The organism is Euryhalocaulis sp., assembly GCF_013911995.1.
GTDB lineage: Bacteria > Pseudomonadota > Alphaproteobacteria > Caulobacterales > Maricaulaceae > Euryhalocaulis > Euryhalocaulis caribicus.
The window spans coordinates 35,657-59,159 of the sequence record NZ_JACESD010000002.1 but is presented as its reverse complement, the minus strand read 5'-3'; the positions used below and the strand labels follow the sequence as shown (position 1 = coordinate 59,159).

17 protein-coding genes, 3 tRNA genes and 1 pseudogene are annotated in these 23,503 nt (G+C 62.3%); 2 read left to right on the top strand and 19 right to left on the bottom strand.

Features of this window, described 5'->3' with window-relative positions:
* Nucleotides 1–6 precede the first annotated feature (6 nt).
* The 19 genes and pseudogenes from nuoF to H2040_RS00795 all read right to left on the bottom strand — a co-directional run bounded on the left by nuoF (nucleotide 7) and on the right by H2040_RS00795 (nucleotide 21,572).
* A complete protein-coding gene (gene nuoF / locus H2040_RS00885) occupies nucleotides 7–1,314 on the bottom strand; it encodes an NADH-quinone oxidoreductase subunit NuoF (RefSeq protein WP_287153493.1) in 1,308 nt (435 codons plus the stop codon).
* Between the two features lie 145 nt (nucleotides 1,315–1,459).
* Nucleotides 1,460–2,140 (bottom strand): annotated as a pseudogene (gene nuoE, locus H2040_RS00880) (NADH-quinone oxidoreductase subunit NuoE); the annotation flags it as partial.
* Nucleotides 2,137–3,318, bottom strand: a complete 1,182-nt coding sequence (locus H2040_RS00875) for an NADH-quinone oxidoreductase subunit D (protein ID WP_022697741.1) — start codon at nucleotides 3,316–3,318, stop codon at nucleotides 2,137–2,139. The gene H2040_RS00875 and the pseudogene nuoE, both read right to left, overlap by 4 nt.
* A complete protein-coding gene (locus H2040_RS00870; protein ID WP_287153487.1) occupies nucleotides 3,318–3,941 on the bottom strand; it encodes an NADH-quinone oxidoreductase subunit C in 624 nt (207 codons plus the stop codon). Before H2040_RS00870 ends, H2040_RS00875 begins: the two co-directional genes overlap by 1 nt.
* 10 nt (nucleotides 3,942–3,951) lie before the next feature.
* Nucleotides 3,952–4,515, bottom strand: a complete 564-nt coding sequence (locus H2040_RS00865) for a NuoB/complex I 20 kDa subunit family protein (protein WP_022697739.1) — start codon at nucleotides 4,513–4,515, stop codon at nucleotides 3,952–3,954.
* Between the two features lie 4 nt (nucleotides 4,516–4,519).
* Entirely contained in the window at nucleotides 4,520–4,897 is a 378-nt protein-coding gene (locus H2040_RS00860) for an NADH-quinone oxidoreductase subunit A (RefSeq protein ID WP_022697738.1), read from the bottom strand.
* A 270-nt stretch (nucleotides 4,898–5,167) separates the two neighbouring features.
* Nucleotides 5,168–5,244: transfer RNA gene (locus H2040_RS00855), tRNA-Asp, on the bottom strand.
* Between the two features lie 111 nt (nucleotides 5,245–5,355).
* Nucleotides 5,356–6,675 (bottom strand): M28 family metallopeptidase, encoded by a 1,320-nt coding sequence (locus H2040_RS00850; protein ID WP_287153483.1) that lies wholly within the window; start codon nucleotides 6,673–6,675, stop codon nucleotides 5,356–5,358.
* 81 nt (nucleotides 6,676–6,756) lie between these two features.
* Nucleotides 6,757–6,832 (bottom strand) — tRNA-Val (locus H2040_RS00845).
* A 12-nt stretch (nucleotides 6,833–6,844) separates the two neighbouring features.
* The gene (gene pheA, locus H2040_RS00840; protein ID WP_287153481.1) at nucleotides 6,845–8,026 is read right to left on the bottom strand and encodes a prephenate dehydratase; all 1,182 of its coding nucleotides are present in this window, start codon (nucleotides 8,024–8,026) and stop codon (nucleotides 6,845–6,847) included.
* Nucleotides 8,027–8,203: 177 nt separating this feature from the next.
* A complete protein-coding gene (gene lon / locus H2040_RS00835) occupies nucleotides 8,204–10,609 on the bottom strand; it encodes an endopeptidase La (RefSeq protein ID WP_027068369.1) in 2,406 nt (801 codons plus the stop codon).
* A gap of 180 nt (nucleotides 10,610–10,789) precedes the next feature.
* On the bottom strand, nucleotides 10,790–12,277 hold the full coding sequence (locus H2040_RS00830) for a methyltransferase domain-containing protein (protein WP_287153477.1): 1,488 nt from the start codon (nucleotides 12,275–12,277) through the stop codon (nucleotides 10,790–10,792).
* Nucleotides 12,278–12,297: 20 nt separating this feature from the next.
* A complete protein-coding gene (gene clpX / locus H2040_RS00825; protein WP_022697733.1) occupies nucleotides 12,298–13,596 on the bottom strand; it encodes an ATP-dependent Clp protease ATP-binding subunit ClpX in 1,299 nt (432 codons plus the stop codon).
* 192 nt (nucleotides 13,597–13,788) lie between these two features.
* A complete protein-coding gene (locus H2040_RS00820; protein ID WP_022697732.1) occupies nucleotides 13,789–14,415 on the bottom strand; it encodes an ATP-dependent Clp protease proteolytic subunit in 627 nt (208 codons plus the stop codon).
* A gap of 97 nt (nucleotides 14,416–14,512) precedes the next feature.
* Nucleotides 14,513–16,072 carry a trigger factor gene (gene tig, locus H2040_RS00815; protein WP_287153473.1) on the bottom strand — a complete coding sequence of 520 codons (1,560 nt, stop codon included), beginning with the start codon at nucleotides 16,070–16,072 and terminating at the stop codon, nucleotides 14,513–14,515.
* Nucleotides 16,073–16,182: 110 nt separating this feature from the next.
* Nucleotides 16,183–16,267 (bottom strand) — tRNA-Leu (locus tag H2040_RS00810).
* Between the two features lie 55 nt (nucleotides 16,268–16,322).
* A complete protein-coding gene (locus H2040_RS00805) occupies nucleotides 16,323–17,717 on the bottom strand; it encodes an MATE family efflux transporter (protein WP_287153471.1) in 1,395 nt (464 codons plus the stop codon).
* Entirely contained in the window at nucleotides 17,714–19,990 is a 2,277-nt protein-coding gene (locus tag H2040_RS00800; protein ID WP_287153469.1) for an NADP-dependent malic enzyme, read from the bottom strand. Before H2040_RS00800 ends, H2040_RS00805 begins: the two co-directional genes overlap by 4 nt.
* Before the next feature lie 109 nt (nucleotides 19,991–20,099).
* On the bottom strand, nucleotides 20,100–21,572 hold the full coding sequence (locus H2040_RS00795) for an NAD(P)H-hydrate dehydratase (protein ID WP_287153467.1): 1,473 nt from the start codon (nucleotides 21,570–21,572) through the stop codon (nucleotides 20,100–20,102).
* 14 nt (nucleotides 21,573–21,586) lie between these two features.
* On the opposite strand from H2040_RS00795, the gene H2040_RS00790 reads away from it, so the two are divergent.
* Nucleotides 21,587–21,925 (top strand): P-II family nitrogen regulator, encoded by a 339-nt coding sequence (locus H2040_RS00790; protein WP_022697728.1) that lies wholly within the window; start codon nucleotides 21,587–21,589, stop codon nucleotides 21,923–21,925.
* Between the two features lie 140 nt (nucleotides 21,926–22,065).
* Nucleotides 22,066–23,469 carry a type I glutamate--ammonia ligase gene (gene glnA / locus H2040_RS00785; RefSeq protein WP_022697727.1) on the top strand — a complete coding sequence of 468 codons (1,404 nt, stop codon included), beginning with the start codon at nucleotides 22,066–22,068 and terminating at the stop codon, nucleotides 23,467–23,469.
* The last annotated feature ends 34 nt before the right edge of the window (nucleotides 23,470–23,503 follow it).

Below are 23,503 nucleotides of genomic sequence, written 5' to 3'. Positions count from 1 at the left end.
CTCGCCCTACTCCGCTGCCACGGCCGCGCCCTGAACGTGCGGCTTGGTGCTGCGGTACTGGTTGATTCTCTCTTCGATTTCGCCCCGGAAATGCCGGATCAGGCCCTGGATCGGCCATGCCGCGGCATCGCCCAGCGCGCAGATCGTATGGCCTTCCACCTGATAGGTGACGTCCAGCAGCGTCTCGATTTCCGAATGCTCCGCCTCGCCGCGCGCCATGCGCTCCAGCACGCGCCACATCCAGCCCGTGCCCTCGCGGCACGGCGTGCACTGGCCACAGCTCTCGTGCTTGTAGAAATAGGCAATGCGGGCGATCGCCTTAACGATATCGGTGGACTGATCCATCACGATCACCGCGGCAGTGCCCAGACCCGACTTCACTTCCTTCAGCGCGTCGAAATCCATCAGGACATCGTCACAGATATCCTTCGGGATCAGCGGGACAGATGATCCGCCCGGGATGACCGCTTTCAGATTGTCCCAGCCGCCGCGCACGCCGCCGCAATGGGTCTCGATCAGCTCCTTGAGCGGAATCGACATTGCCTCTTCGACATTGCACGGTTTGTTTACATGGCCGGAGACGCAGAACAGCTTGGTTCCGGTATTCCCTTCGCGCCCGATGCCGGCGAACCATTCCGCGCCGCGGCGCAGAATATCCGGCGCGACCGCGATGGATTCGACATTGTTCACGGTGCTGGGGCAGCCATATAGGCCGGCATTGGCCGGGAAAGGCGGCTTCAGGCGCGGCTGGCCCTTCTTGCCTTCCAGGCTTTCCAGCAGCGCGGTTTCCTCGCCACAGATATACGCGCCTGCGCCGTGGCTGACATAGATGTCGAAATCCCAGCCGGATCCAGCGGCGTCCTTGCCGACCAGCCCCGCGTCATAGGCCTCGCGGATCGCCTTTTCGAGCGCGATCCGCTCATCGACATATTCGCCGCGGATATAGATATAGCAGGCGTGCGCGCGCATCGCGTAGGAGGCGATCAGGCAGCCCTCGATCAGCAGGTGCGGATCGTGGCGCATGATTTCCCGGTCCTTGCACGTGCCCGGCTCGGATTCGTCAGCGTTGACGATCAGATAGTGAGGCCGTTCGCCGACTTCCTTGGGCATGAAGGACCATTTCAGGCCGGTCGGGAAACCGGCGCCGCCGCGGCCGCGCAGGCCCGACGCTTTCATCTGGTCGATGATCCAGTCCTGACCGAAGCTCAGCAGGTCGGCCGTGGAATTCCACGCGCCCCGCTTCTTCGCGGCCTCAAGCCCCGGATCGTGAATGCCGTATAGATTGGTGAAGATGCGATCCTTGTCTTCAAGCATCGCCGCCTCCCTTCTTGCCGTCGGCGTCTTTCGCTTTCACGGCTTTCTTGTCTTCCTTGGTCTCGGGATCGGGCGTCTGCTGGCTGTCCGTGCGCGCCTTTTCCTGGGAATCGCGCGTTGTCTCCTTCGGCTGCCCTTTCTTTTCGGGCGAAGGCTCCGGCGATGATTGCGGGGCGTTTGGAATGGATTTCAGCTTCTTGCCGCGCGATCCGTCGAACAGGGACTCATCTTTCAGCGTTTCCGGGCCGCCTTCCGGCGCGCTGGTCTGACGGCCGTTTTGCGGTCCGGCCTTTACGGCCTCGCCCGCGCCAAACTTGTCCAGCAGGGCCTCCAGCGTCTCCGCCGTCAGGTCCTCGAAATAATGATGCCCGTCCTTGTTGGAAATCTGCGCCATGGGGGCGTTGCAACACGCGCCGAGGCACTCGACTTCCGACCAGGTAAACCGGCCATCTTCCGAGGTCGCGCCCTTCTTGCCGATCCGTGCCTCGCAAACCGCTTTCAGGTCATTCGCGCCGCGCAGCATGCAGGGCGTGGTGCCGCAAATCTGGATATGATGCTCGCCGACCGGGGCCAGGTTGAACATCGTGTAGAAGGTCGCGACCTCCATCACGCGGATTTTCGGCATGTCCAGACGCTCGGCGATGGACTCCATCGCGGCCAGCGTCACCCAGCCCTCCTGCTCCTGGGCCAACCAAAGCAGCGGAATGACGGCGGATTGCTTCCGCGCCTCCGGAAACTTGTTAAGCCAGAACTCGACATCCTTCGTCGAAGCATCAGAAAAGACGAAACTTTCCGGCTGTTCTTGAGCAAGGCGGCGAGCGCTCATCGGTCAATCTCTCCGAACACGATATCCAGCGAACCCAGGATGGCCGAAACGTCAGCCAGCATGTGTCCGCGGTTCATCCAGTCCATGGCCTGCAGGTGCGGGAAGCCGGGCGCGCGGATCTTCACGCGGTGCGGCTTGTTATCGCCGTCCGCGACCAGATAGACGCCAAATTCGCCCTTGGGCGCTTCGACGGCGCAATAGGCCTCGCCTTCCGGCACGTGGAAGCCTTCGGTGTAAAGCTTGAAGTGATGGATCAGGGCTTCCATCGAAGCCTTCATTTCACCCCGGCGCGGCGGCGATACCTTGCCCGATGTTTCCAGAACCGGTCCGTCAGGCATCTTCTCGATGGCCTGCTTCATGATCTTCACGGATTCGCGCATCTCTTCCATGCGGCAGAGATAGCGGTCGTAGCAATCGCCGTTCTTCCCTATGGGGATCTTGAAATCGAAATCGTTATAGACGCCGTAAGGCTGCGAACGGCGCAGATCCCAGCGCAGGCCGGAGCCCCGCACCATGACGCCAGAGAAGCCCCACTTGATCGCCTCTTCCTGCGTCACGACGCCGATATCAACGTTGCGCTGCTTGAAAATGCGGTTTTCAGTCAGAAGCGTCTCGATCTCGTCGAGAACCTTCGGGAACTGCTCGCACCAGGCATAGATGTCATCCAGCAGCGATTGCGTCAGATCCTGATGCACGCCGCCCGGACGGTAATAATGGGCGTGCATGCGGGAGCCGGACGCGCGCTCATAGAACACCATCAGCTTTTCGCGCTCTTCAAAGCCCCACAGCGGCGGGGTGAGCGCGCCGACGTCCATGGCCTGCGTGGTGACGTTCAGAAGATGCGAAAGCTGACGCCCGATCTCGTCATAGAGCGCGCGGATATAGAGCGCGCGCGGGGGAACCTCGACGCCGGCCAGCTTTTCGATGGTCAGGCAGAAGGCGTGCTCCTGATTCATCGGCGCGACATAGTCCAGGCGGTCGAAATAGCCGAGGCCCTGGAGATAGGTCTTGTGCTCCAGCAGCTTTTCAGTGCCGCGGTGCAGCAGGCCGATATGCGGATCGACGCGCTCGACGACCTCGCCATCCAACTCCAGCACCAGGCGCAGCACGCCGTGCGCGGCCGGATGCTGCGGACCGAAGTTCAGATTATAATTCTGGATCTTGGTTTCGGCGGCCATCAGGCTTGCTCCGGCTCGTCCGCGGATTCGGCCTTCTCATCGCCCGGCAGCAAGGCGCGCATGCCCTCCCACGGGGATTCAAAGTCAAAGTCGCGATATTCCTGCTTCAGCTGCACCGGCTCGTAAACGACGCGCTTTTGCTCTTCGTCGTAGCGCACTTCGACATATCCGGTCAGCGGGAAGTCCTTGCGGAGCGGATACCCGTTGAAGCCGTAATCGGTAAGGATGCGGCGCATGTCCGGGTGACCCTCGAAGACCACGCCGTACATGTCGAAGGCTTCGCGCTCGTACCAGTCGGCCACCGGGAAGATTCCGGTGATGGAGGGGACGAACGTCTCCTCATCGGTGCTCAGTTTCACGCGAATGCGGTGATTATTGTGCATCGAAAGGAAGTGATAGACGATCTCGAACCGCTCGCCGCGCTCGGGATAATCAGCCGCGCAAAGATCGATCATCAGGTCGAACCGGCACTCGGCGTCATCGCGCAGATAGCTGAGCACCTCGATGATGGCGTGCCGCTCCACACGCAGAGTCAGCTCGCCATACCGGACAGCGGCGTCCAGCACCTTGTCGTCGAGCGCTTCACGGATGTGCGCGCCCAGTTCTTTCAACGCTTCGCTCATAAAAAGCGCCCTAACGCTCGATATTGCCTTCGCGGCGGATCTTCTTCTGAAGCTGCATGATGCCATAGACCAGCGCTTCGGCGGTCGGCGGGCAGCCCGGAACATAAATGTCCACCGGAACGATCCGGTCGCAGCCGCGCGTCACCGCATAGGAGTAGTGATAGTAGCCGCCGCCATTGGCGCAGGAGCCCATGGAAATGACGTAGCGCGGCTCCGGCATCTGGTCGTAAACGCGGCGCAGCGCCGGGGCCATCTTGTTGGTCAATGTGCCGGCGACGATCATCACGTCCGACTGACGCGGGGAAGCGCGCGGCGCGAAGCCGAAACGCTCCACGTCATAGCGGGGCATGGAGGCCTGCATCATCTCGACCGCACAGCACGCCAGCCCGAACGTCATCCACATCAGCGAGCCGGTGCGCGCCCAGGTGATAAGGTCGTCGGCGCGGGCCACGATATAGCCCTTGTCGGCCAGCTGGTCGGAGACGCCGTCGAAAAACGGGTCATGCTTCTTCGGATCGTATTGCGGGGTCTGGGCGCGGGCCGCGGACCGGGCCGGAACAATCGTGTCGCTCATCGCTCTACTCCCACTCCAGCGCGCCTTTGCGCCACTCGTATATGAAACCGACAGTCAATATGCCGAGGAAAACCAGCATGGAGAAAAAGGCGAAGGCGCGCGTTGCGTCCGGCATCTCGATCAGGGTCGCGGCCCAGGGAAACAGGAAGGCGACCTCAAGGTCGAAAATGATGAAGAGAATCGCCACTAGATAGAATCGGACATCGAACTTGATGCGCGCATCCTCGAACGCATTGAAGCCGCACTCATAGGCGGCCGTCTTGTCGGGGTCCGGGTCGGACGGGGCGATCAGAGCGGGCAGAACCAGAAAAGCGATTCCCATAGCGCTCGCGATCCCGAAGAAGATCAGGATGGGCAGATATTCGAGAAGGAATTCAGTCATTGGCGGTCCCAGCCCAGTGGCGGCGCACGGCGCCTCGCCATGCGGGGCGGAAGCTAGAAGCCTGCGAAAATAAATTCAATGCGACGGGCGCCGAAATCACGGTTATTTCCAATGAGTTGAGAACCATTCTCAAGAAATTGAATCACGGATCGAAGGCGCCGGCGCGCCGCGCGAGGAAAACATGCGCGATCGGGCGGATATCCGCCCGGCAAAGCCATATGCAATTTTGAGAGATTTACGCGTGAGCCATTTTCCGTTGAAGAAGGAAAATGGCGCGAGTGACGGGACTCGAACCCGCGACCTCCGGCGTGACAGGCCGGCACTCTAACCAACTGAGCTACACCCGCGTATGGGCCCCGCCGCAAGGGCGAGAGTGGCGCTGTGTAAGACCCGGGCCGCGAAGCGTCAAGCGTTCAAAGCGGTCTTTCGCAGCGCCGGAATGAGAAGCGCCGGATCTCCTACTCTCCGAAGCTGCCGGCCGCGCCGGGAAACACCACTGGCGTTTCATATCCGTCTTCCGACACGGCGGAAACGCCGAAGAAATAATTGTCGATCACCACGTTTTCCAGAGTGAAGGAATCGACATCGCCGACATAGCGCGACCATTGCCATTGCGGCTCCGCGGTCAGCCGCCAGTGCACCTTGTATCCGGCCAGGTTCGCAGCCTGCCGCCCCTCCGGCCGGGTCCAGCTGATCGTGGTTGAGGGCTGGACCGCGCCTTCCAGCTCGACCCCGGACGGGATGGGCGGCGCGCCGGCCATGCCGGCAAGCGTGACCACGTTCAGGGATGTCAGCTTGCGCGCATAATCGAAGTCCACGCCCTCCAGAACATCGCCGTATTCGATGCCGTCTTCCGTCCGAAGGTCCTGATGCTGGCGATTATAGTTCTCGTGCGTTTCCATGATTCGCACGCCGGGGATGCCGACGGCGTTGAACGGGCGGTGGTGGCCGCCGCGTCCGAACCGGTCGAGGCGGTAGATCATCATGATATCCAGGTTGGGAATATAATCGTCCGCCATGCGGTCGATATAACGGGCCAGGTTTCGTGACGGCGAATCGACTTCTCCGCCCGTGAATCGCCGGGTCCGCGCCTCTTCTTCGGTTTCCACCGCGCGCGTGCCTTCCGAGAAGACGCGCGCCGTTGAATTATCGATGACGCCATCCACGCCCTCGATATTGCCGATCATGTCGTTGTTCAGGACGGCCTTCACGCGCCAGTTATTATCCAGCGCATGCTGGGCGACGATCTTGCCACCGAACAGTCCCTGCTCTTCGCCCGACAACGCCAGATAGCCGATCGTGCCGGCAAACTCGTGCTTCGACAGAACGCGCGCCGCCTCGATCACGCCCGCCACGCCGCTGGCATTGTCATTGGCGCCCGGGGAATCGTCGGTGGCGTTCATCGGATCGCTGACGCGCGAATCGATGTCGCCCGCCATGAAGACCATGCGGTCCGGGTCCAGCGTCCCCCGCTGCAAGGCCACGACGCTGACCACCTCGGTGCGTTCGGGGATACGCTCCTCGCCCTCGACAAAGTCGCTGACATAGAAAACTTCCAGACAGCCGCCGCACTCGGCGGAAATCCTGTCGAATTCCGCCTTGATCCAGCGCCGCGCCGCGCCGATGCCGCGCGTGTCGGATTCGGTTTCAGACAAGGTATGCCGGGTTCCGAACCCCACCAGCGTCTCGATATCGCTCTCGATACGCTCGGCGGAGACATCGCCCGCCAGGTCATGCAGCAGCACGGGGTTCTGCTGCGCCGCCTGTTCCTGCGCCATAGCCGCGCCTGACGCGCCAAGCGTCAAGATCCCGAGAAGAGCCGGTATCCGCATGTCATATCCCCATGTCCGCTTGAAAGATGGTGGGCGGTGACGGGTTCGAACCGCCGACCTACTGGGTGTAAACCAGTTGCTCTCCCAGCTGAGCTAACCGCCCTTCCCTCTCCGTCTAGGCGCTCGCCTTCGCTGCATCAAGCTCCAGCGCCGTCGGGGCCAGCCTGTCGGCGCCGTAGCACCCCAGAACGCGCGCCGTGCCGGATGTATTGTTCAACACCTCCAGCGCCCGCTTCGACCCGGCGGACTCGCTGTGCCCCTCGAAATCGATGAAGAACATCTCGTTCCAGGGATTGCCGGGAATAGGCCGGGATTCGAGCTTGGTGAGGTTGATGCCTTCATCCGCAAACGCGTTCAGGACCTTCACAAGGGCGCCCGGCGTATCGGCCGTTTCAAACACCACGGTGGTCTTGCAGGGCAGCGCCTCCGGCGGCAGGGCGGCGTCTAGCGCCACGGCCACGAAGCGCGTGTAGTTTTCGGCGTGATCGGAAATGCCCCGCTCGATGATGTTCAGGCCGAACAGCTCCGCCGCGCTGGCGCCGGCGACGGCCGCCACGGTTTCGTCGCCTTCCATCGCCTTCTCCAGAGCGCGGGTGGAGCTGGAGGTGAAATGCGTCGTGATATCCGCCCGTTTCTTCAGGTAACGCTGGCATTGCCCCAGCGCTTGCGGATGCCCGTAGACCGTGCGCACCGAGCCGGGAGACGCCGCACGGCCGACCAGGCAATGCTCCACCTTCAGATGATGCTCTCCGACGATGGTCAGCCTGGATTCCAGAAGCAGGTCATAGACCTCGCTGATGCCGCCGGTCGTGGTGTTCTCGATGGGCAGGAAGCCGTAATCGGCGCGGCCATCCTCCACCATCCGGATGATCGAAGGGAAATCGCGGCATGGCGCGGGCAGGACGCCGTCATAGCGGTCCGTGAAATGGTTTTCCGCGGCGACATGGCTGTAAGTGCCGGGTCCGCCCAGATAAGCGACTGTCGCCTCGCTGTGGGTGGTGCGCTTGGCCTTGGCGTCGAGCTTGCCGCGCTGGCTGCGCAGCGACTCTTCGATCAGCAGTTCGCCCAGCCGCTGGGCAAAGCTGTCACTCAGCCCGTGCGCCCGGCCATCGCGAATAAACCGCGCCAGCACTTCCCGCTCCCGCGTGGCGTCCCGCACGGGGTCGCCGCGCTCTTTCTTCAGCTGCGCCAGCTCTGTGCCCAGCTTTTTGCGCTGCCCGGCCAGATCCAGAATATCGCCGTCAATCCGGTCGATGGTCTCGCGCAGACTTCCCGGCTGCCCTGCCCCGTCACTCATGATCCCCGCCCTCCTCAAGGCAAAAAGAAAGGGCCCCTGGATTTCCAGAGGCCCTTTTCCATGGTCTTTCCGCGGCGCGCGGCTAGCCCAAGGCCTCCGATGGAGCCTTGATAAAATAGCCGTAATAGGTCGCGCCGAAATTCATGGCGCTACTATGTGCGCGCCAATCGCGCCCGGTCAATGGCGAAGAACGTTGCCATCCTCCGGATCGTCGCTTCCCGCGGGCGGAACGGACGCCGCGCGGTCATCCTCCTCGGTCCATTCGATCGGCGTCAGCGGTCCTGCCAGCGCGATCTTGAGAACCTCGTCGACGGACTCGACGGGGATGATCTCCAGACCTTCCTTCACATTGTCCGGAATCTCGACCAGGTCCTTCTCATTATCCTGCGGGATCAGCACCGTTTTCACGCCGCCGCGTAGCGCGGCCAGAAGCTTCTCCTTCAGGCCGCCAATGCCCAGAACGCGGCCGCGCAGCGTGATCTCGCCGGTCATGGCGACATCCTTGCGCACCGGCACGCCGGAAAGCACGGAGACCATGGCCGTGATCATCGCCACGCCGGCGGACGGGCCGTCTTTCGGCGTTGCGCCTTCGGGCACGTGGACGTGGATGTCGGAATTCCGGAAGGTCGGCGGCTCGATGCCGAACGCGGTCGCCCGCGCCTGTACGTAGGAATTCGCCGCAGAGATGGATTCCTTCATCACGTCGCGCAGATTGCCGGTCACGGTCATCTTGCCGCGCCCGCGCATCTTCACCGCCTCGATGGTCAGCAGGTCGCCGCCCGTCTCGGTCCAGGCCAGGCCCGTCACGACGCCGCGCTGGTCGTCCTCGTCGGTGATGCCGAACTTGTGCTTGCGCACGCCCGCCAGATCCGCCAGCGATTCCGGCGTGACCTTGTAGGCCGTCTCCTCGTCGGAAACGATCTTGCGCACGACCTTGCGGCAGACATTGGCGATTTCGCGCTCGAGATTCCGCACGCCCGCCTCGCGGGTATAATAGCGGATGAGGTCGCGCAGGGCGTCCTCGGTAATCTCGATTTCCTCTTCCTTCAGCCCGTGATTTTCGAGCTGTTTCGGAATGAGATGACGGCGCGCGATCTCGACCTTCTCGTCTTCCGTATAGCCGGCGATGCGGATGATCTCCATCCGGTCCATAAGCGGCTGGGGCATGTTCAGGCTGTTCGCCGTCGTGATGAACATGACGTCGGAGAGATCGTAGTCGATCTCCAGATAGTGATCGTTGAAATGCTCGTTCTGCTCGGGATCCAGCACTTCGAGAAGCGCCGCGGACGGGTCGCCGCGGAAATCGGCGCCCATCTTGTCGATCTCGTCCAGCAGGAACATCGGGTTCACGTGTTCCGCCTTTTTCATGGACTGGATCACCCGGCCCGGCATGGAGCCGATATAGGTCCGGCGGTGGCCGCGGATCTCGGCCTCGTCACGCACGCCGCCCAGCGAAACGCGGACAAAGTCGCGGTTCGTGGCGCGGGCGATGGATTTGCCCAGAGACGTCTTGCCGACGCCCGGCGGACCGACCAGGCACAGGATCGGGCCTTTCAGCTTGTTGGTGCGGGACTGGACCGCGAGATATTCGAGAATCCGCTCCTTCACCTTTTCCAGCCCGTAGTGGTCCTCGTCCAGGATCGCTTCAGCCTTTTCCAGATCGGTGGAAATGTCCTTTTTCTTGTCCCACGGGATCGACAGCAGCCAGTCCAGATAATTCCGGACCACGGTCGACTCGGCCGACATCGGGCTCATCTGGCGCAGCTTTTTCAGCTCCGCCTCGGCCTTGGTCCGCGCTTCCTTGGACAGATTGGTTTTCTTGATGCGCTCGGCCAGCTCGGCAACTTCGTCATTGCCGTCATCGGCGTCGCCCAGCTCGCGCTGGATCGCCTTCATCTGCTCGTTCAGATAATATTCGCGCTGGGTTTTCTCCATCTGGCGCTTCACGCGTGAGCGAATCTTGCGCTCCACCTGAAGGACGCTGATCTCGCCCTCCATAAGGGAGAAGACCTCTTCCAGCCGCTTGTGAAGGTCGTCCAGCTCCAGCAGTTTCTGCTTGTCGGAAATCTTCACTGCCAGATGCGCGGCGATGGTGTCGGCCAGCTTGCCCGCATCCTCGATCTGCGTGACCGAGGCGACGACTTCCGGCGGCACCTTCTTGTTCAGCTTCACATATTGTTCGAACTGCTCGACCGTCGTGCGGACCAGCGCCTCGGTTTCGGACGGTTCGCCGGCCTCTTCCTCAAGCACTTCGGCCTCGGCTTCGTGATACTCGCCGGAGGCGTCAAACTTGGAAACACGGGCGCGCGTCTGCCCCTCGACCAGCACTTTCACCGTGCCGTCGGGCAGCTTCAGAAGCTGCATGACATTGGCGACGCAGCCGACCTCGTACAGATCCTCATATTCCGGATCGTCTTCGGCCGGGTCTTTCTGGGTCAGAAGCAGGATGCGGCGATCCTGTTTCATCACTTCTTCCAGCGCGTTGACCGACTTATCGCGGCCGACGAACAGCGGCACGATCATATGCGGGAAAACCACAATATCGCGCAGGGGCAGAACGGGGAGTTTTTCGGTATCGCTCATAATTTCGTCTTTTATCACGCCTTGAGGCGCGCCGTTGGATCGAAGCCTGTAATGCAGCCTAATGGATTCGCGCGGCGAATAGGCGACAGCTTCATGATTGCCTGTTGATGGTTCAGATGGAGGCGCCGCGCCCCGCGTTCAAGCGCTGTGCTGCGGCAGCCGCCGCACGTGACAGAATTTTCAGACTTTCCGCGCCGCGCCGACGCCAGTCAGGAATGGCGCCCAGTTTCGCTTGAACCGCGCAATCCCGTCCGTCACCCGGCCCGCCAGGGCGTTGCGGTCGCCCTCCGCGCGGCCCGCCTTGCGGTTGATGGCGCATATCCGCTCCACCGCGCGGCGGCTCCATTGCGCCTCCGGCCCGTCGGCCGTCGTCAGAAGCACCAGCATCATTGCCGGGACAAACACTCCGCCCCCGACGGCGGGCGCAGGAACGAAAGCGCCATTGGAAACAAATTCCGGGTTTTCGCCCAGCACGCCGATCAAAGTCAGGGCGGGTTTTACAGGCTCTTCTTTCGCGCCTGATTCCGGCCGGCTGAGATAACGGCGTATCCAGGCGCTCCGTATCAGGCGGCCGATCCGTCCTGCAATGTGGCGTTCATCGGCGTCGTGGTTCGAAAACCGGTCGCGGATTTCACCATAGGTCGCGACACCCTGTTCAAGGATAAAGGCGGCGATTTCATCCGCCCCCGCTTCTTTCGGGTCGCCGACCAATGCCGGCGCCGTTGCGGGGCCGAACAGCATGTCATCGTCCAGCGCCGGGGACTCCGCGCCCGTCAAGGGCGCGCCCTTGCGGAACACGTCCGCCCGATAGGTGTCGGCCCGCATGGTGGCGGCCAGCGCTTCCCGCAGGACCGGGTCGTGCCCCGCCGCGAACGACCGGCGCTGCGAAACCGGCATCAGGTCCAGATCCCACGGCCCGCAGAAGCCCAGCCCCTCCTCGTCAAACAACTCGATGATCTCGGCGGGGTCGTGCAGGTGCCAGTCGGCGTGGAAATAGGTATGGGCCAGCAGCTTGATATCGCGCCGCGCCCAGTCCCCGACTATTTCCCGGGCTTTGGGATTGATTTCGAAAAACGGGTGGCCGGCCTGCGCCATGTTCTGGATGGTCTGGACGGCTGCGCCGCGCTTTTCGGCCAGATTGCCTTCGGCCCTTTCCGCCAGACGCAACATCATCCGGCGCAAGGGCTCCATCTGGGTGCAGCCCGCGGCAATGTTGTAGGAAACCTGGAACAGCCCGCCGGGCGCCAGGAAGCGCGCCGCCTGTTTCCGCAGCCGGGCATGTTCCTCCACATCGATACAGGAATAGACGCCGTTCGCCGTGATGAAATCGAGGGCCGGCAGGTCATCCGGCCCCAGCTTTCCGATAAAATTCTCGATGAAACGGATATTGGTCAGGCCCGCCGCTTCGGCCCAGGCGCGCGCTTCGCGGATATGCTCCGGATTCGGGTCGATGCCGATGAACTCGGCCTGCGGATTCGCCGCGGCCAGCGTGGTGATCGTCACGCCCCGCCCGCACCCGATATCGCAATAAGTAAAAGACCCGGACGGGTTCGGCGCCTCTGCGCCGCCCGCCCGGGCCCGGAATGCGATGGTCGAAGGCGACTGTTCATCCTCGTAATTGAGGATGAAGGGCTGATCCCCGATGTAGCCGCGCAGGCGCTGGTTCACGTCAGGCCTGCGCGGTCATGTTACGAAGCGGCCGGCTGGGATTTCGCCGACGAGTCCTTGCGCTCGGAATAGATGTAGAGCGGCTGCGCCTTGCCTTCGACGACCTCTGCATTGACCACGACTTCCTCGACGCCTTCCATAGCCGGAAGCTCGAACATCGTGTCCAGCAGGATGTCTTCCATGATGGAGCGCAGGCCCCGCGCGCCGGTCTTGCGGGCGATGGCTTTCTTGGCGATCGCCTTCAGCGCGTCTTCGGCGAAGGTCAGGCTGACCGACTCCATCTCGAACAGGCGCTGATACTGCTTCACCAGCGCGTTTTTCGGCTCGCACAGGATCTGGACCAGAGCGTCCTCGTCGAGATCTTCCAGGGTCGCGATAACCGGCAGACGGCCGACAAATTCCGGGATCAGGCCGAACTTCAGAAGGTCTTCCGGCTCCACTTGCTGGAAAATCTCGCCAGTGCGTTTTTCGTCCACTTCCTGAACGTCCGCGCCAAAGCCCATGGCGGAACCGCGCCCGCGCTGGGAAATGATCTTTTCCAGACCGGCAAAGGCACCGCCGACGATGAACAGGATATTGGTCGTATCAACCTGCAGGAATTCCTGCTGCGGATGTTTCCGGCCGCCCTGCGGCGGAACGGAGGCGACCGTGCCTTCCATGATTTTCAGAAGCGCCTGCTGGACGCCCTCGCCCGACACGTCGCGCGTGATGGACGGGTTGTCCGACTTGCGGGAGATCTTGTCGATTTCGTCGATATAGACGATGCCGCGCTGCGCCCGCTCGACATTATAGTCGGCCGACTGCAGCAGCTTCAGGACGATGTTCTCGACGTCCTCGCCCACATAACCGGCTTCGGTCAGAGTGGTGGCGTCGGCCATCGTGAAAGGAACATCCAGGATGCGGGCCAGCGTCTGGGCCAGCAGCGTCTTGCCGCAACCCGTCGGCCCGACCAGCAGGATATTCGACTTCGAAAGCTCGACATCGCTGCCCTGCGAGGCATGGTTCAGACGCTTGTAGTGGTTGTGCACCGCCACGGACAGAACCCGTTTTGCGGCGCCCTGACCGATCACGTAATCGTCCAGAACGTCACAGATTTCACGCGGCGTCGGAACGCCCTCGCGGGACTTCACCAGCGAGGATTTGTTCTCCTCCCGGATGATGTCCATGCACAGTTCGACACATTCATCGCAGATGAAAACGGTCGGCCCGGCGATCAGCTTGCGGACCTCGTGCTGGCTCTTCCCGCAGAACGAGCAATAGAGCGTGTTCTTCGAGTCTCCGCCGCCGGCGCCGCCGTCTTTCGTCGACTTTGTCGTCATGATTGCTCCTGCTCGCCCAGTGTGTTCCTCAGGCTCCCGCGCCCGATTCTGTGCGGTCCCCGCCGCAATGATTCTGTCACGCTCTCACACAGAGCGTTGTGATTTCGTTTCCAAGTACTGTCATTCGACCATCTAGCGCAGGCCGGATCAAGCACATGAAACGGCGGTGCAAGCGCCGGGCCGTTTCGAAATCTAGCTGTCCTTCTCGGCCGCCTCGCGCGCCTCATAGACATGGTCGACGATGCCAAAATCATTGGCCTCCTCGGCCGTCATGAAGAAATCGCGGTCCAGCGTGCGCTCGATCGTCTCGTAATCCTGGCCGGTATGTTCGACATAGATCTCGTTCAGACGGCGTTTGATTTTGACGATATCTTCCGCGTGGCGCTCGATATCGGACGCCTGCCCCCGGAAACCGCCGGACGGCTGGTGGACCATGATGCGGGCGTTGGGCAACGCAATACGCATCCCCGGATGACCGCCGGTCAGCAGCAGCGATCCCATGGACGCCGCCTGGCCGATACAAACGGTGGAGACCGGCGACTTGATGTATTTCATCGTGTCGTAGATCGCGAGACCGGACGTCACCACCCCGCCGGGCGAGTTGATGTACATCGCGATTTCTTTTTTGGGATTTTCCGACTCAAGAAACAGCAACTGCGCGGTGATCAGGCTGGACATTCCGTCCTCGACCGGGCCGGTCAGGAAGATGATCCGCTCCTTCAGGAGCCGCGAGAATATGTCATAGGCGCGCTCGCCCCGGCTGGTCTGTTCGACCACCATCGGCACGAGATTCATCATTACCTCTTGCGGGTCCTGCATGGAAAGCTCCCTCATCGCTGGGCGGCGCGCGAAATCGCGCCGAGTCGGCTGGACCAACTATATTGAAGCGTGAGGCGCTGCCCGCAAGGCGGGGATATCAGTCGCTGTCAGCTTTTTTGGCAGTCTTCTTGGCTGCCGGCTTCTTCGCCGGAGCCTTCTTGGCGGCCGCCGCTTTCTTGGCCGGAGCTTGTTTGGCCGCCGGTTTCTTGGCGGGTTTGGCCTCGGCTTCGTCAGACTTTGAAGACTCGGACTTCTTCGCGGCGGCCTTCTTGGCCGGCGCTTTTTTCTTGGCGGCCGGCTTCTTCTTGGCCGGCGCGGCGCCCGGGGCCTCGTCGTCCGTGAACAGCTCTTCGCGGCTCACTTTTTCGTCTTTGATGTCGGCCAGCTCCAGGATGTAGTCGACGACTTTTTCCTCATAGAGCGGCGCGCGGATCTGGGCCAGCGCCTGCGGGTTCTGCTGATAGAACTCGATGATCTGGCGTTCCTGACCCGGATATTGCGAGGCCTGCTGGTTCACGGCGCGCGAAACGTCTTCGTCCTTGATCTCGACTTTGCCCTCGCGGCCGATCTCGGCCAGCACCAGCCCAAGGCGCACGCGGCGCTCGGCGATGCCGCGATATTCTTCCTTCAGCTCGTCCTCGGACTTTTCGGCGTCTTCCTCGTCGAGATTGCCGGCGTCCATGTCGGATTTGACCTGGTTCCAGATCTGCTCGAACTCGGCGTCGACCATGCGCTTGGGCAGCTCGAAGTCATGGCGCTCGTCCAGCGCGTCCAGCAGGCGGCGCTTCACACGGGCGCGGGACTGGCTGTCCAGTTCGCGCTGGAGGTTGGATTTCACCGCTTCTTTCAGGGCGTCCAGCGACTCAAGGCCGAACGCCTTGGCCAGCTCGTCATCAACCTCGGCCGGTTTCGGCGCGGCGACTTCCTTCACCTGAACGGTGAATTCAGCCGTTTTGCCGGCCAGGTCTTCGCGCTGGTACGGGTCCGGGAAATTGGCCTCGACCACTTTCTCCTCGCCGGCTTTGGCGCCAACCAGACCGTCCTCAAAACCCGGAATGAACTGGCCGGAGCCCAGGACCAGCTTGGCGTCTTCCGCCTTGCCGCCTTCGAATTCCTCGCCATCCACACGGCCGACGAAATCCATGGTCAGCTGATCGCCCTCGGCGGCCGCCTTCTTGCCCTTGTCCTCAAAGCTCTGATTGTTCTTGGCAAGTTCCTCCAGGGCGTCCTGAAGCTCCTTGTCGCCGGCCTCCGTGACCGGACGAACCAGTTTCAGGTCGGCCGGATTGGCGGCGTCAAAGGTCGGCATGACGTCCAGATGGATGTGATAGGCAAGGTCCGCGTCGCCCGCAATCACCTTGTCCGTGTCACTTTCCATATGGATGTGCGGCTCGGAAGCCGGCGTGACTTCATTGTCCTGCAGCGCCTTCTGGCTGGTCTCGTTGACCGTTTCCTGAACGACATCGCCCATCAGGGAGGAGCCGAAAACCTTGCGGATATGGCTCGCCGGAACCTTGCCCGGACGGAAACCTTTCAGACGCACTTGCGGCTGGATTTCCTTGATCTTCTGACCCAGGCGGTCGGCCAGTTCGGTGGCGGGAATCACCACTTCATAGGTGCGGGAGAGGCCTTCGGACGATTTTTCAGTGACTTGCATGGACATGTCTTTGGGTAAAAAGGGTTAAGCGCGCACAGCGCGCGCCGCTCAGAGCTTGGAAAGCGCGCCTTATGTCAAATCGCCGGTTCGGGCGCAACGGCGCAAAGCGGTGGTGCGGATGAGAGGACTCGAACCTCCACGGGTTGCCCCACTGGAACCTAAATCCAGCGCGTCTACCAGTTCCGCCACATCCGCAGTCCGGTGGAAGGCGCGCAGTCTCCCCACCAAGCGGTGAAAATCAAGCGGGATATCAGCCTGAAACAGCGGGCTTTAGCCGCGCGCCCTTGGCCGTCATCGGGGCGTAGAGCAGCGTCCAGGCCGCTGTTGCGAGGCCGGACACGACATTAGCCAGCGCAATTCCGGCTATCGCGCCGGGGATTCCGGCCAGTGTTCCGCCGATCCACACGCCCGGCGCGTAGAAAATGAGCGAGCGGGAGAAGGTCATGACCATGCCCTGAAGCGGTCTTCCCAGCGCATTGAAGCCTGCGCTGGCGGCGATCACGACGCCGTAACCGGCCACGGTGACCGGCGCGATCCACAAATAGAGCTGCGCAACATCGAGGGTTCGGGCCGAGTCCGTGAACAGGTTCGTGATGGGAACGGCGAAAACCGCCAGCAAAATCGCGGTGAACAGGCTCCAGAACAGCGCAAAGGCGAAGGAAATCTGGAAGGCGCGTCGGCTTCTTTCCGGATGCCCGGCCCCGCCATTCTGTCCCGTAACCGGCCCGATGGAGGCGGAAAGCGCCAGAAGCGGGATCGCCGCAAAGACTTCAATGCGCGAGGCCACGCCGAATCCGGCCACCGCTTCGGCCCCGAAACGGGCGAACCCGGCCGTGGCAAGCGTGATTCCGAAAGGATTGATGGCGTTGGACAGCGCCGCGGGGATGCCGATACGGGCGATTTCCGACCAGGAATCGATGAGTTTTGCGACCGGTACAGGGCGAAAAGCGACAATTTTCTCATGAAAAATGAGCAGCCACAGCGCCGCGGCGACCCCGACAAGGTTCGCCAGTATGCTCACAATGGCCGCGCCCTGCACCCCGAACGCGGGCACAGGCCCCCATCCGAAAATGAAAATCGGATCCAGAATGACGTTCACGACTGCGATCAGCACCATGAAAGCGGCCGGCGCGCGGGCGTCGCCCAGCGACCGCAGCACCCCGTTTGCGACGATTGGCATGGCGATAAAGATCACGCCCGCGAACCAGGTGTGCATGTAATCGACGATATACGGGATCAGATTGTCTTCCGCGCCCAGCGCGCGGAATAGCGGCTCGGTCAGAAACCAGCCCGCCAGCGACACGATTCCGATCACCACGGTGGTCAGAATCAGCGCGTCCGTGACCAGTCTGTGGACCCGGTCTTCATCTTTACGCCCCGCCGCGCGCGCCACGCAGGACGAAGCGCCCGCGCCGAGGCCAATGGCGATGGAAGTGACGGTGATAACCACCGGAAAACAGAAGGAAATCGCGGCCAGTTGCAGCGCGCCCAGCTGTCCCACGAAATAGGTATCAACCACCGAAACCGACATTACCGCGGTAACGCCGACGATCATGGGAAGCAGGATTCGCCGCAAATGACCGGCGACCGGGCCCTCTGTCAGGTCGCGCGAAGCGCGGGATTTCGGCTTCGCGGCATCCGTCATGCGCTGGTTTTCGACAGGTCGAACGCCGCCATCGCAGCCAGTGACGTGATTTCAGACACCGGCGCGGAGAGCCGGCATATCTGCACGGGCAGCTCCAGCCCGGTCAGAACCGGCCCGAAAACGGTCGCTCCGCCCGCCGATTTCAACAGGCGCGTGGCGATAGAGGCGGAATGCACGGCCGGCATGACCAGAACATTGGCCTCCTCAGTCAGGCGGGAGAAGGGATAGATGTCGCGATGGGCGGGATCCAGCGCGATATCGGGCGCCATGTCGCCCTCATATTCAAAATCGGTGGCCCGTTCATCGAGGATTTCGACCGCGCGGGCGATCTTTTCCGACCGCTCCCCGCCCGGATTCCCGAATGTCGAATAGGACAGAAGCGCCGCGTGCGGGACCAGACCCAGCCGCCGCGCCGCCTTGGCGGCGCCGATTGTGATGTCGGCCAGCTCCTCAGCCGTCGGAAATTCGGTGATCAGCGTGTCGGCCACAACCAGCGTATGGCCTTTGGAGACCGCCACTGACAGGCCGAGAATCTGTTCGCCCGGCGCCGGGTCCAGCACCAGAGACACGTCATTCAGGGCGACATTGGTGTGGCGCGTATAGCCCGTGACCATGCCGTCCGCCTCGCCCGTCTTGACCATCAGGGCGGAAAACACGTTGCGGTCCGTATTGACCAGACGCTGAACGTCGCGGCGGAGATAGCCTTTGCGCTTCAGCCGCTCATAGAGCAGGTCCGTGAACTCAGGATTCCGGTCCGAAAGCCGGGCATTCCAGATCTCAAGTTCGTCATCGGGAAGGCCCAGATTACGCATATTGTCCCGGGCCGGACCTTCACGCGCCACCAGGATCGCCTTGCCCATGCCCTGGGTCTGGAAAGCGTGGGCGGCGCGGATGACGGATGGCTCCTCCCCTTCGGCGAAAACGATGGTCTTGGGATTGGCGCGAACCGAGGCGGTGATCCGCTGCTGCAGCGAGGCGGTCGGGTCCAGCCTGCGCGCCAGCGTGTGCGAATAGGTTTCCGTTTTCTCCATCGGTTTCCGGGCCACGCCGGATTCTTCCGCCGCTCTGGCGACATAGGGCGGCACGAAGGAGATCAGGCGCGGATCGAAGGGCGTGGGGATCAGATAGTCCCGGCCATATTGCGGACGCGCGCCGCTATAGGCCTCGGCCACTTCATCGGGAACGTCCTGCCGGGCGAGGTCGGCCAGAGCGTGGGCCGCGGCCAGCTTCATTTCCTCATTAATGGTGGTGGCGCGCACATCCAGCGCCCCACGGAAGATATAAGGAAAGCCCAGTACATTATTGACCTGATTGGGATAATCCGAACGCCCGGTCGCCATGATCGCATCGTCGCGCACCTCCGCCACCTGTTCAGGGGTGATCTCCGGCTCCGGGTTCGCCATGGCGAAAATGATCGGGTCCTTCGCCATGGACGCGACCATTTCCTTTGAAATGACGCCGGCGGCGGACAGACCGATCAGGCAGTCTGCGCCATCCACTGCCTCCGCCAGCGTGCGTTTGTCCGTGTTGCAGGCATGTTTCGCCAGACGCTCGTGCAGGTCGTTGCGGCGCTTGTGGACCACGCCATCCTTGTCGACGACAATGACATTGTCGTCCGATACGCCGACGCTCTTGATCAGTTCCAGAACCGACAATCCCGCGGCGCCCGCCCCCACCAGACAAACTTTCAGGTCGCTGAGTTTGCGGCCGGAAATATCGCAGGCGTTCAGAAGCGCCGCCGTCGCGATGATCGCCGTGCCGTGCTGATCATCATGGAAGACCGGAATATCCAGCTTTTCACGAAGCTGGCGCTCGATCTCGAAACACTCGGGAGAGCGGATATCCTCGAGATTGATGCCGCCGAACGTGTCGCCGAACCCGGCCACGCATTCCACAAAGCGGTCCACGTCCTTGTAGGTGATCTCGAGATCAATGGAATCGATGTCGGCGAAGCGCTTGAACAGCACCGACTTGCCTTCCATCACCGGCTTGGAGGCGGCGGGACCCAGATCGCCAAGGCCCAGAATGGCGGTGCCGTTGGACACCACGGCCACCATGTTGCCCTTCGACGTGTAGTCATAGACCCGGTCCGGGTCTTCCGCGATGGCTTTGACCGGCGCGGCAACGCCGGGCGAATAGGCCAGGCTGAGATCGCGCTGGGTGGCCATCGGCTTGGTCGCCGAAACGCCAAGCTTTCCCGGGGTGGGCTTATTGTGGAAGGCGAGTGCTTCCTCGTCGGAAACGCTGGGGCGTTTGGACTTGCCGTCGGTCATAGGCGGCGAACTATCCCTTGGTCTGGAATCGCTTGTTTGTACGAGTCCGTTGTAGAGAGCCGGGCGCGCGGAGAGAAGCGCCCCGGCATCAAACTGTCAGCGCCTCCTGTCAGGAGAGCATTGCCTGCATAAGGCGCGGGGTCGCGCGGATAAGGTCCTCGGCGATCAGGCCCGGACCAATCCCCTGCCCGGCCCGGCCGTGAAACCATGCCCCCATGCAGGCCGCGGCAAACGGCTCCACGCCCTGCGCCAGCAGGCCGCCAATCATGCCGGACAGGACATCCCCGGTGCCGGCGCTGGCCAGGAACGGGCTGGACACCGTATTGACCAGAACCAGCCCGTCCGGGCGGGCGATGACGGTATCGGGCCCCTTGCACAGCACCACCGCGCCGGAGCGTTGGGCGGCGCTGCGCGCCTTTTCAATTTTCGACGCCTTCGCCCCGGCTTCTTTCGGGAAGACGCGCGCGAATTCGCCGTCATGCGGCGTCAGAACGGCCTTGTCGTGGAGCGCCTTGTAGAAAACGTCCTCATCGTCCTCGAAGATGCTGAGCGCATCCGCATCCAGCAGAACGGGCGAACCCGCCTCCAGAAGTCCCAGCGCCATGTCTTTCGTCCGGTCGTCTCGCCCAGCGCCGGGGCCGATAATTGTGGCGGCGGGATGAAACTCCTTCACAGCCTGGACCATCGCGTCGCCGCGGGCCGCCGCCTTGAGGACAATGGACGTTTCATGCGCGGCATTGATGCGTGTCGCGGCCTCATCGCCATAGAGCGTGACAAATCCGGCGCCCACGCGCTGACCGGCGCGGGCAGAGAGCCGCGCCGCCCCGGTCATGAACTCGCCGCCCGAAATGACCGCCAGGCGGCCGCGGGAATGCTTGTGACCCATGGCGTCAGGCTTCGGGACGCCATCCTTCCAGAAATCGGGCGTATTCTCCCGCGCCGCCGGATTGATCGCGGGCAGGACCGAAGCCGGAATGCCGATGTCGTGGACGATGATCTCGCCGCAATATGCGGCCCCCGGCATCAGGACGTGAGCGGGTTTCTTGCGAAAGAAGGTGATCGTCAACGCCGCACGGAAGGCCGGTCCGTCCCCCTTCGGGCAAGCGCGGTCGCCATCCAGCCCCGAGGGAACATCAACCGCGACAACCGGAATCTGACGGCTGGCCGCTGTATCGGCCAGAGCTGCGGGCGCGCCCTCCAGCGGACGTGAGAGGCCGGCGCCGAACAAGGCGTCGATCACCACGCCGGCGCCATCAAGACTGTCTTCGCCAAGCGGGGAAACCGGGCCGTCCCATTCCTTTGCCGCGCGGGCCGCGTCGCCTTCAAGCGCATCAAGATCGCCCAGCAGGCAGACCGTGACATTGCGCCCCAGCTCCCGGAGGCGCCGCGCTGCAACAAAACCGTCCCCGCCATTATTGCCCGGCCCGCAAAGAACCGCGACAGGCGCGGCGGGCATCAAACGGATGACTGCGTCGGCAACGCCCCTTCCCGCCGCCTCCATCAGGTCATAAGTTTCAATTCCGGATTCGTTTGCAGCCTTGTCGGCGGCGTACATTTCCTTGACGGTTAGCACTTCATGCATGAGGGCAATTTCCGATGAAAAAAATCGAGGCGGTCATCAAGCCTTTCAAACTCGACGAGGTCAAAGAGGCCCTTCAGGAGATCGGCGTCCAGGGCATGACCGTCACCGAGGCGAAGGGATATGGCCGTCAGAAGGGCCATACCGAGCTTTACCGCGGCGCCGAATACGTCATCGACTTCCTGCCAAAGATCAAGCTGGAGGTCGTGGTGGATGACGACATGGCCGAACGGGTCGTGGACGCGATTGCGGCCGCCGCGCGCTCCGGCAAGATCGGCGACGGGAAGATTTTTGTCTCCCCGGTCGAGGATGCTCTTCGCATCCGCACAGGCGAACGCGGCCACGCCGCGCTTTAGAACGCTTGGGCCTTTAAGCGCTTACAGAAATCGTTATGGTTATTGACGCCGCCCGGCGGCGCGGAGTTTTCGCACCTGCGGAATCGCTGCACAGTCATCCATCATCAACGAGCTGATCCGAAACAGGAGCGCTTAGACACATGGCCGAGGAAATCCTCAAAACGATCAAGGACGAAGACATCGACTTCGTCGATCTGCGGTTCACCGATCCGCGGGGCAAGATGCATCACGTGACCTTCGACATCTCGATGGTGGACGAGGATTTCTTCGAGGACGGCGCCATGTTCGACGGCTCCTCCATCGAGGGCTGGAAAGCGATCAACGAGTCCGACATGACGCTGATGCCCGACACTTCGGTCTATCAGCTGGACCCGTTCTACCAGCAGCCGACACTTTCGGTGTTCTGCGACGTGCTGGAGCCCAATACGGGCCAGCCCTATGAGCGCTGCCCGCGTTCCACCGCCAAGCGCGCGGAAAGCTATCTGCAGCAGGCCGGCATCGGCGATTCCGCCTTCTTCGGTCCCGAGGCGGAATTTTTTGTCTTCGACGATGTCCGCTGGAACACCAGCCAGGACGAGACCGGCTACGCGCTGGATTCGACCGAGCTTCCGGCCAATTCGGGCTCGCATTATGAAGGCGGCAATATGGGCCACCGCCCGGGACCCAAGGGCGGTTATTTCCCGGTCCCGCCGATCGACTCGGCGCAGGATCTGCGTTCCGAAATGCTGGCGGTGATGACCGAGCTGGGTCTTGAGCCGGAAAAACATCACCATGAAGTGGCGCCGGCGCAGCATGAGCTGGGGATGAAATTTTCCTCGCTCACCGAGATGGCCGACCGCATGCAGCTCTACAAATACATCGTCCACAACGTCTCTGCGGCGTTCGGCAAAACGGCGACCTTCATGCCCAAGCCGATGTGGAACGATAACGGCTCCGGCATGCATGTTCACCAGTCGATCTGGAAGGACGGCAAGCCGCTGTTCGCCGGCGACCGCTATGCCGACCTGTCGGAAACCTGCCTGCATTATATCGGCGGGATCATTAAGCACGCCCGGGCGATCAACGCCTTCTCGAACGCCTCGACCAACAGCTACAAGCGTCTGGTGCCGGGCTTCGAGGCCCCGGTCCTGCTGGCCTATTCGGCGCGCAACCGCTCGGCCTCCATCCGGGTGCCCCACAGTCCCTCGCCCAAGGGCAAGCGGATCGAGGCGCGGTTCCCGGACGCGGCCGGCAACCCGTACCTGATCTTCACGGCCCTGCTGATGGCGGGCCTGGACGGCATCGAGAACAAGATCGATCCGGGCAGCGCCCTGGACAAGAATCTGTACGACCTGCCGCCGGAAGAGCTGGAAGGCGTTCCGACCGTCTGCCGCAGCCTGCGCGAGGCGCTGGAAGCGCTCAGCGACGACCGCGAATTCCTCAAGAAGGGCGGCGTGATGAGCGACGATCAGATCGATTCCTATATCGACCTGAAGATGGAAGAGGTTCTGCGCTTTGAAACGCACCCTCACCCGGTCGAATTCGATATGTACTACAAGGTCTAGAGACCGACTGCTGAGAAGCGGGCGTTTGGGGCTG